This is a genomic window from Bacillus sp. TCT6 (assembly GCF_056033845.1).
On sequence record NZ_JBVYHX010000001.1, the window covers coordinates 3,045,007 to 3,060,540 of the forward strand.

Sequence of the window (15,534 nt, forward strand, 5' to 3'; positions counted from 1 at the left end):
AACTAACATTCTGTCTTTTTTGAAGAAAGGAGTCACTATGAACTTAAAAAGTAACAATATATACGAGAAAATGAACCAATATTCCGTTGCAGGTTTAAGTCTTGCCGTTATACGTGACGGCAAACTAGACGAAGCGATTACTTTCGGAACACTTGAATCTGGAACAACTAGAACTGTCACTACGAATTCTATATTTAATTCTTGTTCTATTAGTAAGTTTATCACTACAATGCTCGTACTAACGTTATCAGATCAAGAAATCATACATTTAGATGGAGACGTAAATGATAGACTTACATCTTGGAACATACCTACCAATCTATTTACCTCACAGAAAAAAGTCACCCTGCGAAATTTATTAAGTCACCAATCTGGAATTATTGATCCTCCTAATAGTTTTGAACATTTTACATTTGCACAAGGGCGACCAAACTTATCTGAACTCCTTGCTGGTAAAACATCATATTGTTCAGTACCAATAGAAATAACTTATAAACCAGAAAGTGAATTTCACTACTCTGATGCAAACTTTTGTATTATCGAACTACTACTTGAAGATATAACTGGAAAACCATTTAACCTTTTACTTGAAGAATATATCTTTCAGCCACTACAAATGAAAAATAGTACACTCTTCTCTCCAAAAGACATAGATAAAACCGATGTTTTTGCTTGCGGCCATAATAAAGATAGAACTGTAACAAATGAGAGATTTCCATTTTATCCATTCGCAGCTGCTTCAGGCATTTGGACAACACCAACTGACTTATCAGCTTTAGTCATTGAAATCATTCATTCCTTACAAGGAAAGGGCAAACTAAAACTTTCTCAAAAATTAGTACTAGACATGATTTCTCCTCAAGGTTGCTCAAAATGGACTGGATTAGGTGTTTTTCTAGATGATTCTAATGAAGAATTACAGATTTATTCACTCGGATGGGGCGTCGGATTTCAATGTATGATGGTTTGTTATCCATACTGCGGGAATGGCGCTGTTATTATGACCAATTCCGATTTAGGTGTTCATCAAATGGAAGGGATCATTGGTGAGGTTGTAAAAACGTTATCCTTATAATGAAAATAAAGAAGCTGTTCCTTCCAGCTTCTTTATCTATATAACATTTTTCGCAACAATTTTTATATGTTCTGGTGCGATAATTTCCGTTATACTTTCCTGAAAATCTTCATGTAACATTTCTTCCAAATGTTCTAACTGCACTTCAACATGAGTGCATTCTAAATTATGTATATTTAATAGTGCATAATGATCTTTTTTCTTAATTACTAAATATTGATTTTCCTCTGTCACAAGTACAGAACCTAATCGGACTCCTAGTAAGCGTTGATCATCAAACTTCATAATTACTTCTCCTTCCCTTATATAAACGAAACTACAATGAAAATAATTACATTTATGGAAAAACACACTTATTTAGACTATATCATAATTTACTAAAATATAAATATCATTTTTCCTTTTAATAAAGTGAAACTTTAATCAGTGGAGGCCTTACTGTCCGTTAATGTGGGATGAAAATCCCTATTTTTTCATATATTTCGATACAAAAAACTTTCTCAACATGAAATTTGAATTTTCAGTTTTTAATTCTATGAAAATCTATTATAATAAAGTTAATAAATGTTTGACCTCTCCTAATTCATGTACATATGGATGATCAGTAGTTATTGCTACTGATCTATTTTTTTGATTTCAGAAAGCAAATATACTGCATCCTTTCCTACACCACAAATAAGCGCAGAGCCTCTTTGAGATTGCCACGGCAATCCGATATAATACAATCCTCTTACTGGACTAACTCCCTTTATATGATTAGGAAACCCTTTCTCATTCACTGCCTGTTCAATTTCAATCCAATTATAATTTTGAACAAAACCAGTTGACCATATAACGCTTTCTGCACTATAAATATCACCATTCTGAAACATAATGTTATTTCCTGATGCACTTACTACTTTTTCTTGTAGTTTGATTGCTCCATTACGAATAAGTTTCTTACCTTCAAAACCGAAAATAGGGTCCTTTCTCTTCTGAAACCATCTTCCCCTCTTTGTATTTATTTCAGCGTACAATAAACCCACTTTTTCTAGCAGATTAAAAATACTTTTTCCAAAAAGTTGTAACGGTAAAAACGTTAAGGGATGACTAATAGACACCGTAACTTCATGCGTTTTTGCAAGTTCTACTGCGATTTGCATTCCTGAATTTCCGCCACCTACTACAAGTACCTTCCCCTGTGGAATTTGCGATGATGATCTATATTGTGATGAATGTATTTGAAAAATATGTGGTGAAAGATTTTCTGAAAACGAGGGAATAAATGGATGCTGAAAACCACCTGATGCGATAATAACTTTTTTCGTTTGTAAAATTTCTGTAGGAGTATGTAATTCAAATATTTCTTTTTCTTTCTTTATTTTTAGAACTTCCGTTTGTAATTGTACCGGTAATTGAAAATGTCTTGCATATTCTTCTAAATAAGTTGCAATTTCATCTTTATGTGGAAATTCATTCCTTGCTCCTTTTAATATCCTACCTGGTAAACTACTATATTCACTCGGTGTAAAGAGCCGCAAAGAATCATATCTATTTCTCCATGAATCACCAATTCGGTTTCCTGCCTCGAGTAATAAAAAATTATATCCTGCCTGCTTCAAGTAGTATCCTATTGTCAATCCCGCTTGACCAGCTCCAACAATGATTGCATCTAACATCTTTTCCCTCCTCCTTACAACAAATGAATATATGCTCATTTGTTCATGTATTTTATCATACGATTTATTTTTCAATAATTCAATCTGTTTAACAACATGAAAAAGAGCAGTTCACTACTTTATGAACTACTCTTCATTACATTTACCACGTAACTACACTACTTAACCCATGAATATTTGTATATGAATCCTTTCTACTCCGACAATTTTTCCTCATAAAATATAATTCTATTTAAAAACGGATCAATCACAGTTAATTCAATTGTACCCCAAGGTGTTTTTTCTATATTCGGCTTCGAATAAGCATATTCTTTACTTAATAATACAGAATGATAATCCTTTACATCATCTATTTTGATCCGAATCGCACCACCTGGTGAGGCATCACCATGATGTTCTGATAAATGTATCACAGTATCATCTAACGAAATTTGTATATATAATGGCATATTTTCCTCATACCGATGTTCCCAATCCAGTTTAAATCTTAAAAAACCTATGTAAAATAGTTTTGCTTTTTCAATATCAAAAATTCTAAATATAGGTGTAATCATTTATAACTTCATCTCCTATTTATAAACATCCGCAGCCAATTCCCTCAAAACATCCACATTCACTACTTCAAAGCAACCATTGTTTTTCTTTATAATCTCTTTATCACAAAAAATATTTAATGTACGTAATAGGTGCCGATAACTCGTTCCTAACAATTCAGCTGTTTCCGTTAAATTCCCACTAAACACAATTCGATTTCCGTGCTGCACCGCTCGTTCCCCTGCTGCTAACATGTAACTTGCAAGTCTATTTTCAAGTGGATATAGTAAATTAATTGTACTATTTTTTGAAAGTCGATTTAACTTATGTGCTAACGATCCACAAATACATCTTAAAAATTTCGCATCATGAAATAGCTGATTTCTCACTTTTCCTAAAGGTAAAGCAACACAATATGAATCTGCCATTACTTGTACGTTTGAAGCAGTCTTTTGAGAATGAATTAACTCAACATCTCCTAACAGCTGCAAACTATCATAGAAACATAGCAATACAGATTTCCCGTTACTTAATGTATTAAACGCTTTCGCTTTTCCTTCAACGAAGAAAAATAAATACTCTATTTCTTCATTCTCTCTACAAATAAACTCATTCTTTTTAAAAAATATAAGTTCCATATATGGCTTCATATCATGACTAAAAAATGAATCAATATTATTTTTCTTCATATACTCTGCTAGTTTAATAGAATTACATACTTTCTTCATAGTTCCCCACCTTTACAACTCATCCCCATTGTAATTAAAATTTTCTTCTTCCACTATGACATATGTCATAACAATACACAATTTCAGCATGATACAGTCATTACAAATATGAAATATAAAGGGGATATTACATTGTATAACTTTCTTTCTGTCTTTATTGGTGTGCTCATCGCCGTTATGCTCCCATTGAATGGAATTTTATCCGAGTTAATTGGGAAGTATACAGCAAGCGTTGTCATTCACCTCGTCGGTTTAATTGCAGTTATCTTCATTTTAATCTTAAACAAACATAAAATTCATTTCGATAAAGGTATTCCGATTTTTTTATATAGCGCTGGAGCGATTGGAGTATTCACTGTTCTTTTTAATAATATAAGTTTCTCCGTCCTCGGTGCCTCTATTACGATCGCATTAAGTTTACTCGGTCAATCTATTGCTTCCATCGTTATTGATCATTTCGGCTTATTAGGAATGAAAGTTGCAAAGTTTGAAAAGAAAAAACTAGTTGGATTAGCATTCATCTCTTCTGGGATTATTATCATGACAATTTATTAATGGGGGCAAAAATATGTTATATATTACGATCGCTATTTTAGCTGGTGTTTCTATCGTCGTTGCTAGAATTATTAACGCGAATTTAGCAAAGGAAATTGGAAACTGGGAAGGCACGTTTTTCAATTATATTACTGGATTATTTTTCTCTATGTTATTTTTAATTTTCAGTTCAGATTCATTGTATATCCCTATTCATACGTTGCAATCTATTCCTATCGCCGTGTACTTAGGCGGATTAGTAGGCGTTATCGTTATTTCATTATCCAACTATATTACTCCTAAAATATCAGCCTTTTATTTAACATTACTCATCTTTATCGGACAATTATTTGCGGGGACTATTATTGATTTCTTCCTGACAAATGAACTCTCTATCGGTAAAGTTATCGGTGGCATTTTCGTATTAATTGGGCTCACTTACAATTTACTCATAGATCGCCCGATAAAAACTGTGAAGCATAACCAAGTTCAACTATAATACTTTACGCTTACCTATCATATATTAATAGAAAAGCTCTTCACACAAAGTAATAGAGAGGAGAAAATCCTATTAAAAAAATTATTTTATTGTTAGGTAGCGTATTAATTATTTCTGGAATTGTATGGTTTGTAAACTCGGGAAAATCTATTCAAGATCTGTATACTGCAAATAAGCCGAAAAAGAAAGCTACTATTATTTCAAGCTCCCGAGATCCAAATGAGCCTCCTGTTTTTTTAGGAAAACAGGAAATAAAAGATATACATGTCGAATCAATTAAAACAAAAAAGGATATCTTTCTCACAAAAACAGATGAGTTAAAAACGTTTATTAACAGTATGAATACCGCAAAAAAAGGCAAATTAACATTGGATGAGGAAGGATCAGATTTAATAGATTGTGATATGTGGATTACTTTCGAAGATGGAACTTATAAAAAATATTTCATATGGGTAGTTGATCATCACAACAGCGAAGTGATGATTGCTCAGCAAGATACTCCTGATGATGTAAACCTTACGTACTATCAGTTAAACGAAGATAGTTCAAAAAAAGTTTATAATTTATTTAAAAAAATTATTTAAACGAAAAAGTCATGAGCACGCGAGCTCATGACTTTTTGCACTATATATACTCCGGGAACACTTTACATCCCTTTTCCTGCTCTATATCATGACCAAAGAAAATAATTGGTTTCTCTTTCGCCACAACTTCTTTTAAACGTTTAATTGAAGATAAAGCTAATTCTGAATCAAATCCTGCAAACGGCACTTCATCTTCAAAATTCTCTTTCGTATAAGATGCATCAATCGTTAATAATATCGGACCGGATTTTTCTGTCTCAATTAACAGTGACTGATGCCCTGGCGAATGTCCTGGTGTATACAATAACCGAACACCAGGTACCACTTCATAATCCCCTTCAATAATTTTGTAGTTCAAATGCGGCAATATACACTCTTTCAAATATTCTTCTCTATATTGCGCCGCCTCATATTCAGCACGCTGTATAATGATTGGCGTATTCGAAAAAGCACCATTTCCTCCCGCATGATCAAAATGCAAATGTGAACTAATAATATATAGGAGATCATCTGGCTCATACCCTGCACGCTTTAAAATAGTTATGATTCTATCTTCTTCAGTCATTTTCGGTAAAATCTGTCCTTCAACAAATGTACCGTTAAAAAGACCTTCATTATTAACCGCAATTTCTGGCATACCTGTATCTACTAAAATAGGCCCTTCTTCCGTCTCCAAAAGATAACACCATACAGGTAAGTTCAATAAATTTCCCGGTGTGAGCGTACTATTAACAGAAGAATGGTCTAACATACAACGACCTGCTGGGATGAAATAAAGCTTTTTTACTGTCATTATGTATCCACCTTTACATTTAATTTAAGATAAAGTAACACAATAAAAAATTCTGCTTTTTAGAAATAAACTCCTTCCACACTTTCATACCAGCATAAATAAAAAAGAGTGTACTTTTTTTACATAATGGCATTTCACCATCTATAATAAAAGAGTAAATGACTCTTACTTTAATGGAGGGAATAGAAATGAAAGCAATTGGTTTACATGAATACTTACCTATTGAAGAAGAAAACAGTTTAATTAATATTGAAGTTGAAAGACCTGTTGCTACAGGAAGAGATATACTCGTTAAAATTAACGCAATTTCCGTTAATCCAGTTGATACAAAAGTTCGCTCTCCGAAAGATAAAAAAGAAGATATAGCAAAAATACTCGGCTGGGATGCGAGTGGTATTGTCGTACAAACGGGCGAAGGTTGTACGTTATTTAAAGAAGGCGACGAAGTGTTTTACGCTGGAAGCATTACGAGACAAGGTACATATAGTGAATATCATTTAGTTGATGAAAGAATCGTTGGTAAGAAACCAAAAACGTTAAATGATGCTGAATCTGCCGCAATTCCTTTAACAGCGATTACAGCTTGGGAAGGTTTATTTGAACGTTTAGGCATTGATCATACTAAAAAAGATACGAACTCATTTAAAAACATTTTAATTATCGGCGGAGCTGGTGGTGTCGGTTCAATTGCAATTCAACTGGCGAAATGGGCTGGACTAAATGTAATTGCAACTGCTTCCCGCGGCGAAACGATAGACTGGGTTAAAAAGCTTGGAGCTGACCATACAATTGACCATCATGCCCCTTTAAAAGAGCAATTACAAAGCCTTGGATTCAGCGATGTAGATTATATTTTCTGCTTAAACAATACAGATCAACATTGGCAAGCAATATGTGACCTTATTAAACCACAAGGCAAAATTTGCTCTATCGTAGAAAATGAACACCCTCTTGAAATGGGTATTTTAAAAAGTAAAAGTGCTACACTCGTTTGGGAGTTTATGTTTACAAAAGCAATGTATGAAACTGGCGATATGATTACGCAGCACGAACTATTAAATAAAGTAAGCGAACTACTAGATGAAGGCATTTTAAAGACTACCTTAAATGAAACATTAACACCGATTAACGCTGAAAACTTAAAGAAGGCACATGCACTACTTGAAAGTGGACGTACCATCGGGAAAATCGTATTAGAGAAATTTTAATCATGATAGTGACAGATAGTATGTGAAATTATATTAACGATTTTTCGAACATATCTATCATAACGTACAATATATCAACGATTTTTCAAATATATCTATCATAACGTACAATATATCAACGATTTTTCAAATATATCTATCACAAATCAAATTATATCAACAATAAGAAAAGGCTGTTCCAGATGAACAGCCTTTTCTTTATTTACTTGAAATCTCTTTATTGTTTTGAACGTCTAACGGAGCTCGCTTCCCTATTCCAAAAGCATAGAAACTAATTGTAACGATAGCTAAGAAAATAATACCTACAACTAGTGAAATACGAGTATCATCGTTAAACCACATTCCGATTAATACCATAATTAAAAAGGCAATCGTTAAATAGTTTGTTACAGGAGCAAATGGCATTTTGAACGGATGATCTTTCATCTCTGCTCCCTTTTCTTTTCTAAAACGAATTTGACTAATTAAAATGACGAACCATGGTACCATACCAGGAAGTACGCTCGCACTATATACATATACGAATAAGTTTTTCGGTGCAATATAGCTTAATACAACACCAACCGCTAAACCGATAATTACGCCAACTGTACCAAATAAAGGTACACCATTTCCAGAAAGTTTTGTGAAATATTTTGGTGCTTGTCCATTTATCCCTAACGTATAAAGCATACGTCCAGCACTATAAATACCACTATTACAACCAGACATTGCCGCTGTAATTACAACGAAGTTAATAAGTCCAGCTGCTGCCGTAATACCAACTTTCGCAAAAGTCGCTACGAACGGGCTACCAATTGTACTTAATTGATCCCACGGATACACAGTTACAATAACGAAAATAGCACCAATATAGAATATTAAAATACGCCAAATTGTACTTTGAATTGCTCTTGTAAGTGTCTTCTTCGGATTTTTCGCTTCACCAGCAGTAATCCCGATTAATTCCACACCTTGATATGCTCCAACTACAAGTGATAATGCAAAGAAGAATCCTGAAAAACCACCTGTAAAGAAACCGCCATTTGACCAAAGATTAGATATACCAATCGCTTCTCCACCGTTACCAATTCCGAAGAAAATAAGACCAAATCCCGCAATAATCATTAATAGAATCGTAACAATTTTAATCATCGCGAACCAAAATTCAAATTCACCAAATGACTTAACAGAAATTAAGTTAGCTGCACCAAGAATGACCATGGCAATTATACCTGGTATCCAAGCTGGTAAATCCGGGAACCAATATTGCATATACGCTCCAACCGCGATAATTTCTGACATCCCAACGATAACCCACTGGAACCAGTTACTCCACGCTGTCATATAACCAGCTAGCGGATGAATATACTTATGACCGAATGTCGCAAATGAGCCTGTACTTGGCTCCATATACAACATTTCTCCCATGGCACGCATAATGAAGAAGATAAAAATACCTGCAATTGCATAAGCAAGCATTACTGACGGACCTGTCCATTTAATTGTACTGGCTGACCCCATAAATAAACCAACACCAATTGTTCCGCCTAAAGCAATCATTTGAATATGACGTGCTTCTAAACCTCTTTTCAATTCTTTGTTTGCCACTTCACTTCCCCCTCTTAGATGATTCATAGCCGCATTTTAAAACAAGATGCTTTCCCCTAATTCCTTTCGGCCCTGAAAATGATGAAGCAAACGTCATTTTACACTAGCTTTAAAGCTATCCTAAAATCGTTTTGTGCTCCTAATAAAATTCTCAAAACCTTCATCTTCCAATATTCTATAAATCTTAAAATTACTTACCTTATATTAATTCATTAATCTGAAAAATTCAATTATTTTTTCAATAAATTATTATACATAAGCCTGCTTAATTTTTAACTAAATTAACAATAAAATACATCTATTCAATATGATTCCGGTATGAATATTATTACAATATAAATAACCAAGGATGGCATTTCTTCCTCGGTTTCACATCTCATGTACTTCAATCTTCATAGTTGATAACGTGATTTCCCAAACGTTAGATTCATATACCAATCAGAAATTTAATATATTAATAAATTACTAACTTCTTTAGTCCAGTCCAATTTTGAGGCATAAAATATAAAAGAGTCTCATTTTTAATGAGACCCTTTTACCATTTCATATTTAAATTGCTTTTGAAGTTTGTTTACCTAAAATAAACACTTTAGTAAACACCATCATAATAACTACAATAACCAGAAAATAAAGTGGCATCACCAGTAACGAGCCTGTATGCAGCTGACTCATTCCCAAAATTGTCACCGTTACAATTATATAGTACCCTAAGCTAAACAATGCACCAGCTGTACCAATAACATCTTGAAAATCTACTAATGCTAAACTTAAACAATTAGGTAACGCTACTCCAATTCCTAATAGCAATATAAACATCGCTACTAAAAATCCAATCATATATATTATATTTGGATTTGATCCAACTGAAGTAATAATAGATAAAACGACTGCTCCACCTGTCATTACAAGACAACCGATATATATAATTTTCTCTGGCTTATAAGTAACCAGTAAACGTTTTGAAACTTTCGCTCCAACAATAGAAGCAGACGCAACAACAATTCCTAAAAATCCATACGTACTGGGTGATAACTGAAAGTATTCGATAAAGATAAACGGTGCTTCTGCATAATAGCTAAATAAAACACCATTTGCTCCTCCAATTAATAGCCCATATGTTACTACTTTCGGATTTGTAATTAATCTTTTCAATACTGAAAAGACATTTATTTTATTTGTCACTGAGTCTGTTTTTGTTTCTGGAAGAGAAACAAACGTATACAGAAAAATCCCGACACTCATAACAACTAAACTTAAAAATACTATTTTAAATCCAAACATTTGATCAAGAAAGCCCCCAACTAGCGGGCCTATCGCTGGTGTAAAAGCAATGACTGCCGAAATTTGAGCAAACATAACATGGCGTTTATGCCCATCTACACTTTCCCGAAGAATCGTTTGTGTAACCACGGATCCTGCACTTGCTCCAAACGCTTGAATAAAACGACTTAGCAATAAAACTTCAATGGAATTTGCAATAAAGCACAAGAAACTCCCAACGCCATATACGACAATTCCAAGTAACATCGCCCGGCGACGACCAATTATATCTGATAACCAACCAATAAAAAATACACCTAACGCAAATCCAGCAAAATACACACTAAGTGTTAACTGCACCTCATTATTACTTACCTGTAATGCCTTTGAAATGTCTGGTAAAGATGGTGTGTAAATCGTTTCACTAATTTGCGGAAATGCGACAAGAACAATCATTAACAAAAGTGATGGTACCGAGACTTTTTTCATTTTTCATACCCTCCTATAACTTTGAAAATCTCAGAAGTAAAAAGACTTTCCTAAGCTATGGAACAGGAGGGGCCATTATAGAAATCCGGTCATAAAACAACAAAGAAAACACCTCAATTACGTATGTTAATACTTATAGGAGGGTAATATTAACATTGATTTTAAAACATACTTTTTCAATTATATTACATATTACTTTTATTTTTCTAGTATTAACGTTCAAATGTTCTTTTTATATTAGTGAACAACTAATACACCCCATAGAAGATAACAACTTGATATAACCACCTTATTATGGAATAATTAGAAATAGTTTGAATTTATAAACCTAATTATAAAATGATAGACCGATATATTCCTAATATCATAACGCTGAACAAGTAGGAGGACTTTCGTAATGATTGAAATTTTAAGGACAGTAGTAAACTTTCTAATTTCTCTATTCTCAGGAGAATTACCATTTGTATATTATGTATGGATTATTACCCTATTCCTAATTCAAATAATCCAATCCACTCTGAACTACAAACTCTTTAACAAGAAAGAGAATTTCAGCACTTATATATCAGAAGGATTACTTGCTTTTATTATTTTATTGTTTGGAGGAATATTAGTATCTAAGTTACTTGCTTACATAATAGAAGACCCTACTATTAGTATGACGAATTTAACACATTATTTTGTTTCTCTTATCATATTAACTATATTTGTCGTAATAACCTGTGTTAAAAACTTTATAGAGACATCTATAAAGAATAAAAATATATCTCTTTTTAGCTTTTTAGTAATTTCCTTAATAACAAGTATACTTTCATTCAAGTTTTTATCACCTTTCATTGAAGGTTCTTTTTCTCTTTCTAAATCTTTTATAACTACTTTAATCATTCTAGTAACTGTATCCATTCCTCTATTAATTTCTTTAGAGGAAAAATATGCAGATGAAAAGGAAACGGAAAATTTATAGCTTCTCATTTATATAAAAGAAAGAGGGAGCTCCCCTCTTTCTTTTATATTGTTCTATTTCACAAGACTAAATCATTCCTTTTAATATCAATCCTAAAACTGACATTATTATCGTACTAATAATAATTCGCAAAATCCAAGTTGTGTTTGTACTTATTTTTTCTAATTGCTTATTGATTGTTGCTATGTCTTTCTCATTAATAGTGGTACGCGTTTCTAAATTTCGAATGTCTCGCATAATTTCTTTTTGCTCCGCCTTGAGACTGTCAATTTTAGCGTAAACATCTTCCATATATTCACACCCTCTGTTCATCTTAATAGAAAAATCTATATATATTATGAGACAACCCTCTTACCTGTGAATACATTCCGTATATCCGCGTACCAAATTATTTGTACAATTTAATTGAATTACTCACATGTTTCCATTCTTCTATTTATAAATTAGCGTTAAGATACGTTCAAATTAGAAAAAGTATCCCTTGTTTATTTAACAACAAACAATGTGCAATCCAACATTCGGGAGCACCTACGATAATTTCTATTATTTTCATATTTACAACTCAATATAATCAGTATGATTTTCTGAAGAATCCACTTTTTGAACTGCTTAAAGTATACTAATATGAATACGAAATAGCTGTATTGATAAACTCTCTAGAACAATAAATATACTGGCTGAAACGGATCTAAATCCGATATTTTTCCCAGTAACATTAATGGTTATTTCTGACAAATGCATTTGTATATCATTGTTTTCAAAAATTTCATCCTCAACCTTTACAATATCTGCTTCACAATCTACTTCTTTAAAAGTTTTCAATAATTTTGTTTCCAATAAACTACAATCAAAGTTCTCATCTTTTATTACGGCAAATTTAACCTTCATATCCATTTCCCCATTTTTAAAAAACTAAAATCACTAAATCAATATAAATATATATTATTCTATTAAATAATTCAAAATATACGCTTCTTATATACATTATTAAAAATCAGTTCTAAAGAATTAAATAGTAGGCGTTCCACTAACCTTTCATATAATTCGTCTCTTAATTATTTTGCTCATTGCGCTTTTTTATTTTCCTCACTATTTCAACTAAACTTTCTGTAATAATACATATTTCAAATACATTATTTCCTTTCACTCATACTTTTATCATTGAGTTTTTATTCACAAATTCGTAACACATACATATGAGTTATCATGCTAAAATTAGTTTATTCACAAGAAGAAGTTCTTCTTAATAAATCAATCATTTTTAATACCCTGTTTAAAGCCTTGCCCCCCTGCAAGGTTTTTTCCTATTTAAATAGAGTAGTAGTTTTCGTTATGCTTCTCTCCCCCTTGTTCCTTACCCTACAAATAATACTTCATATTTATTTTAATTTTTCAACATCCGTACTCGCTCTGTTCGAGAGCTCTTTACCAAATATTCAATCTAATGATAAGATTGACCAAATTAATATTTTCGTCCATAACTGTATCAAAAAGTACACTAAAGAAAAAATAGCACTCTTACAATTAAGTAAACGCGAGCTTTTTCTTCTATCTACTTACTATTTAAGGTTAATAGTGATATAACCAGATTTTAAAATTCGACTTAAATTCATTGATGAATGGAGAGGTTTATATGAAATTGAAAGACAAAGTAGCAATCATAACTGGTGGAGCAAGTGGAATTGGCGAATCTACTGTTCGTCTTTTTATCGAAGAAGGTGCAAAAGTAGTTATTGCTGACTTTTCTGAACGTGGAAAAGAACTATCAGATGAATTGAATGCACATGGATATAATACGTTATTTATTAAAACTGATGTAACAAAAGAGGCAGATATTAAACAGCTAATTCATGAGACAGTAAGTACATACGGTAAATTAGATATTATGTATGCCAATGCCGGCGTTGCTGATGATGCACCGGCAAATGAATTATCCTATGAAAAATGGAAAAGAACTATTGATATTAATTTGTCTGGGGTATTCCTTTCTAATAAATATTCGATTGAACAATTCCTTAAACAAGGTACAGGTGGTGTCATCGTTAACGCTGGTTCGATTCATAGTTTTGTTTCATTACCTACCCCAACAGCATACTCCTCTGCAAAAGGTGGTGTGAAACTATTAACTCAAAATTTATGTACTGCCTACGCTAAATATGGAATACGTATTAATGCGGTGTGCCCCGGTTATATTGACACCCCTTTACTTGGTAGTGTTAATCCTGAACAGAAAGAATATTTAGCTTCACTTCATCCACAAGGCAGACTTGGAACACCAGAAGAAGTCGCTAAAGCTGTCTTATTTTTAGCAAGTGATGATGCTAGTTTTGTTAACGGTACAACACTTCTTGTTGATGGAGGCTATACTGCACGTTAATTTTAAAATTTTGAAGCCCCCTAAGAAATATATAGTCTTCAACAAGAAAAAGCGCCATCACAAGTGACGGCGCTTTTCTATATAAGAGCAACTAGAAGGTATCCTTCTAGCCTACTCCCATTTATAAGTCCAAAACTGTTCAAGTTGCAGCCATTTTAATGTTGCTGCATCTTTGTTTTTTATTTTTGCATGCGTGTCTTCAAGCATTGCTTCTGTTTGTGAACGGTGCGCACCTAATGCAGTTAATTTATGATCAAATACTTCACTAATGTTATTTACAACATCCGGTTCTCCTAATACTGCTTCACGATTTTTCGTAATCGCAACAGCATGAATAACTGGGCGCTCTTCTTTTGGCATACGTGATACAGCGCGAACGACAGCGCGGCCAAATGCATTATGATCTGGATGTACACCGTGCTCTGGGTAAAATGTAATAATTCGAGATGGATTTACTTCTTGAATGATTGCTTCAATTTTGTCAGCAACAAAATCAACATCTTCAAACTCTAACGTTTTATCATGGAAGCCAAGCATTCTTAAATCTTTAATGCCCATCGCTTCACAAGCATCTTTCAATTCTTTCTCACGGATATTTGGAATCGTTTCACGGTTAGCGAATACATTCTTACCCATGTTACGTCCCATTTGTCCTAGAGTACCACATGCATATGTTACAGGTACTCCTTGATCTGTTAATAAGCGAATTGTTCCTCCCGCAGCATATGCTTCATCATCTGGATGCGGAAATACAACAAGTACATGTCTCTCCATAAGTTTCCCTCCTTCTTACTTAAATGGTGTTAAGCTTAACTCAAGTGCAACTGCTAGACGACCTAAATTATCATGTCCAGCTAATAATAAACGCTCTTGATCGTCTACTTCCCAGTGCGTAATACCTTCAGCATATACCCAACCGTGATCCATTTTCAGACCAACTCGGTATGGATTTGTTCCAGTTATCTTCCCGCGTTCAAAACGGATAATCGCATTTCGAATGAAAGCACCAACTGTCATCATCTTTTCATTTATGTGTGATGCATACGCTCCGTTTGTCGTTTCTAAATGAATATATACATCTTTATTTACAAAACGTTCAATTTCATTTTGAATAAGAGAACTATCTTTTACTATTTCCATCGGAATTCACCTCTTTAAACCATTTTACGCAAAAATAATGTAAATTGCTATCTCTATATTAGAGGACAACGCTCACTTTTCCTAATAATTTGCACTGCGTT

At 33.1% G+C, this 15,534-nt stretch carries 18 protein-coding genes; 7 read left to right on the top strand and 11 right to left on the bottom strand.

All coding sequences use genetic code 11. The features are described 5' to 3' along the window. The first annotated feature begins 37 nt into the window (after positions 1 to 37). The gene (locus tag AC0ONG_RS15535) at positions 38 to 1,075 is read left to right on the top strand and encodes a serine hydrolase domain-containing protein (protein ID WP_001050173.1); all 1,038 of its coding nucleotides are present in this window, start codon (positions 38 to 40) and stop codon (positions 1,073 to 1,075) included. A 36-nt stretch (positions 1,076 to 1,111) separates the two neighbouring features. On the opposite strand, the gene AC0ONG_RS15540 is transcribed toward AC0ONG_RS15535, so the two are convergent. From AC0ONG_RS15540 to yeiL, 4 genes are all read right to left on the bottom strand, one after another. Next, positions 1,112 to 1,360, bottom strand: a complete 249-nt coding sequence (locus AC0ONG_RS15540; protein WP_000666947.1) for a hypothetical protein — start codon at positions 1,358 to 1,360, stop codon at positions 1,112 to 1,114. Between the two features lie 329 nt (positions 1,361 to 1,689). Then, positions 1,690 to 2,733, bottom strand: coding sequence for a flavin-containing monooxygenase (locus AC0ONG_RS15545; RefSeq protein ID WP_000882897.1), 1,044 nt, complete (start codon positions 2,731 to 2,733; stop codon positions 1,690 to 1,692). 194 nt (positions 2,734 to 2,927) lie between these two features. After that, a complete protein-coding gene (locus AC0ONG_RS15550; RefSeq protein WP_016077426.1) occupies positions 2,928 to 3,287 on the bottom strand; it encodes a glyoxalase superfamily protein in 360 nt (119 codons plus the stop codon). A 15-nt stretch (positions 3,288 to 3,302) separates the two neighbouring features. Further along, positions 3,303 to 3,995, bottom strand: a complete 693-nt coding sequence (yeiL, locus tag AC0ONG_RS15555) for a transcriptional regulator YeiL (RefSeq protein WP_000754833.1) — start codon at positions 3,993 to 3,995, stop codon at positions 3,303 to 3,305. A 108-nt stretch (positions 3,996 to 4,103) separates the two neighbouring features. Here yeiL and AC0ONG_RS15560 point away from each other — a divergent pair, with 108 nt between their 5' ends. The 3 genes from AC0ONG_RS15560 (at position 4,104) to AC0ONG_RS15570 (ending at position 5,612) form a co-directional block, all read left to right on the top strand. Continuing rightward, positions 4,104 to 4,550: a DMT family transporter gene (locus AC0ONG_RS15560; protein WP_002082423.1), complete on the top strand. Its 447-nt coding sequence runs from the start codon at positions 4,104 to 4,106 to the stop codon at positions 4,548 to 4,550. A 13-nt stretch (positions 4,551 to 4,563) separates the two neighbouring features. Then, positions 4,564 to 5,028, top strand: coding sequence for a DMT family transporter (locus tag AC0ONG_RS15565; protein ID WP_000965812.1), 465 nt, complete (start codon positions 4,564 to 4,566; stop codon positions 5,026 to 5,028). Positions 5,029 to 5,117: 89 nt separating this feature from the next. Continuing rightward, on the top strand, positions 5,118 to 5,612 hold the full coding sequence (locus tag AC0ONG_RS15570) for a YhfM domain-containing protein (protein WP_000901705.1): 495 nt from the start codon (positions 5,118 to 5,120) through the stop codon (positions 5,610 to 5,612). A gap of 40 nt (positions 5,613 to 5,652) precedes the next feature. Here the strand turns inward: AC0ONG_RS15570 and aiiA are convergent, their stop codons facing one another. Beyond that, the gene (gene aiiA / locus AC0ONG_RS15575; RefSeq protein ID WP_000216598.1) at positions 5,653 to 6,405 is read right to left on the bottom strand and encodes a quorum-quenching N-acyl homoserine lactonase AiiA; all 753 of its coding nucleotides are present in this window, start codon (positions 6,403 to 6,405) and stop codon (positions 5,653 to 5,655) included. 188 nt (positions 6,406 to 6,593) lie between these two features. Here aiiA and AC0ONG_RS15580 point away from each other — a divergent pair, with 188 nt between their 5' ends. Continuing rightward, a complete protein-coding gene (locus AC0ONG_RS15580) occupies positions 6,594 to 7,613 on the top strand; it encodes a zinc-binding alcohol dehydrogenase family protein (protein ID WP_000643781.1) in 1,020 nt (339 codons plus the stop codon). A 198-nt stretch (positions 7,614 to 7,811) separates the two neighbouring features. Here AC0ONG_RS15580 and AC0ONG_RS15585 read toward each other — a convergent pair whose 3' ends face one another. Both AC0ONG_RS15585 and AC0ONG_RS15590 read right to left on the bottom strand, forming a co-directional pair. Beyond that, complete coding sequence (locus tag AC0ONG_RS15585) at positions 7,812 to 9,203, bottom strand: amino acid permease (protein ID WP_001284408.1); 1,392 nt, start codon at positions 9,201 to 9,203, stop codon at positions 7,812 to 7,814. Positions 9,204 to 9,752: 549 nt separating this feature from the next. Continuing rightward, the gene (locus AC0ONG_RS15590; protein ID WP_000758019.1) at positions 9,753 to 10,952 is read right to left on the bottom strand and encodes a multidrug effflux MFS transporter; all 1,200 of its coding nucleotides are present in this window, start codon (positions 10,950 to 10,952) and stop codon (positions 9,753 to 9,755) included. A 397-nt stretch (positions 10,953 to 11,349) separates the two neighbouring features. On the opposite strand from AC0ONG_RS15590, the gene AC0ONG_RS15595 reads away from it, so the two are divergent. Continuing rightward, positions 11,350 to 11,916 carry a DUF5823 family protein gene (locus AC0ONG_RS15595; RefSeq protein ID WP_000570034.1) on the top strand — a complete coding sequence of 189 codons (567 nt, stop codon included), beginning with the start codon at positions 11,350 to 11,352 and terminating at the stop codon, positions 11,914 to 11,916. A 66-nt stretch (positions 11,917 to 11,982) separates the two neighbouring features. On the opposite strand, the gene AC0ONG_RS15600 is transcribed toward AC0ONG_RS15595, so the two are convergent. Beyond that, positions 11,983 to 12,207: a hemolysin XhlA family protein gene (locus AC0ONG_RS15600; RefSeq protein ID WP_000390464.1), complete on the bottom strand. Its 225-nt coding sequence runs from the start codon at positions 12,205 to 12,207 to the stop codon at positions 11,983 to 11,985. A gap of 318 nt (positions 12,208 to 12,525) precedes the next feature. Then, positions 12,526 to 12,804, bottom strand: coding sequence for a hypothetical protein (locus AC0ONG_RS15605; RefSeq protein WP_000865002.1), 279 nt, complete (start codon positions 12,802 to 12,804; stop codon positions 12,526 to 12,528). 745 nt (positions 12,805 to 13,549) lie between these two features. On the opposite strand from AC0ONG_RS15605, the gene AC0ONG_RS15610 reads away from it, so the two are divergent. Beyond that, positions 13,550 to 14,293 (top strand): SDR family NAD(P)-dependent oxidoreductase, encoded by a 744-nt coding sequence (locus tag AC0ONG_RS15610; protein WP_000768020.1) that lies wholly within the window; start codon positions 13,550 to 13,552, stop codon positions 14,291 to 14,293. Positions 14,294 to 14,404: 111 nt separating this feature from the next. On the opposite strand, the gene bshB2 is transcribed toward AC0ONG_RS15610, so the two are convergent. Continuing rightward, positions 14,405 to 15,067 (bottom strand): bacillithiol biosynthesis deacetylase BshB2, encoded by a 663-nt coding sequence (bshB2, locus tag AC0ONG_RS15615; RefSeq protein ID WP_000439487.1) that lies wholly within the window; start codon positions 15,065 to 15,067, stop codon positions 14,405 to 14,407. Between the two features lie 15 nt (positions 15,068 to 15,082). Further along, positions 15,083 to 15,433, bottom strand: a complete 351-nt coding sequence (locus AC0ONG_RS15620; protein ID WP_000407045.1) for a YojF family protein — start codon at positions 15,431 to 15,433, stop codon at positions 15,083 to 15,085. Between the last annotated feature and the right edge of the window lie 101 nt (positions 15,434 to 15,534).

Coding starts and splice junctions, on each gene's coding strand:
- AC0ONG_RS15535 (WP_001050173.1), top strand. CDS start 38: ATGAACTTAAAAAGTAACAATATATACGAGAAAATGAACCAATATTCC.
- AC0ONG_RS15540 (WP_000666947.1), bottom strand. CDS start 1,360: ATGAAGTTTGATGATCAACGCTTACTAGGAGTCCGATTAGGTTCTGTA.
- AC0ONG_RS15545 (WP_000882897.1), bottom strand. CDS start 2,733: ATGTTAGATGCAATCATTGTTGGAGCTGGTCAAGCGGGATTGACAATA.
- AC0ONG_RS15550 (WP_016077426.1), bottom strand. CDS start 3,287: ATGATTACACCTATATTTAGAATTTTTGATATTGAAAAAGCAAAACTA.
- yeiL (WP_000754833.1), bottom strand. CDS start 3,995: ATGAAGAAAGTATGTAATTCTATTAAACTAGCAGAGTATATGAAGAAA.
- AC0ONG_RS15560 (WP_002082423.1), top strand. CDS start 4,104: ATGAAATATAAAGGGGATATTACATTGTATAACTTTCTTTCTGTCTTT.
- AC0ONG_RS15565 (WP_000965812.1), top strand. CDS start 4,564: ATGTTATATATTACGATCGCTATTTTAGCTGGTGTTTCTATCGTCGTT.
- aiiA (WP_000216598.1), bottom strand. CDS start 6,405: ATGACAGTAAAAAAGCTTTATTTCATCCCAGCAGGTCGTTGTATGTTA.
- AC0ONG_RS15580 (WP_000643781.1), top strand. CDS start 6,594: ATGAAAGCAATTGGTTTACATGAATACTTACCTATTGAAGAAGAAAAC.
- AC0ONG_RS15590 (WP_000758019.1), bottom strand. CDS start 10,952: ATGAAAAAAGTCTCGGTACCATCACTTTTGTTAATGATTGTTCTTGTC.
- AC0ONG_RS15595 (WP_000570034.1), top strand. CDS start 11,350: ATGATTGAAATTTTAAGGACAGTAGTAAACTTTCTAATTTCTCTATTC.
- AC0ONG_RS15600 (WP_000390464.1), bottom strand. CDS start 12,207: ATGGAAGATGTTTACGCTAAAATTGACAGTCTCAAGGCGGAGCAAAAA.
- AC0ONG_RS15605 (WP_000865002.1), bottom strand. CDS start 12,804: ATGAAGGTTAAATTTGCCGTAATAAAAGATGAGAACTTTGATTGTAGT.
- AC0ONG_RS15610 (WP_000768020.1), top strand. CDS start 13,550: ATGAAATTGAAAGACAAAGTAGCAATCATAACTGGTGGAGCAAGTGGA.
- bshB2 (WP_000439487.1), bottom strand. CDS start 15,067: ATGGAGAGACATGTACTTGTTGTATTTCCGCATCCAGATGATGAAGCA.
- AC0ONG_RS15620 (WP_000407045.1), bottom strand. CDS start 15,433: ATGGAAATAGTAAAAGATAGTTCTCTTATTCAAAATGAAATTGAACGT.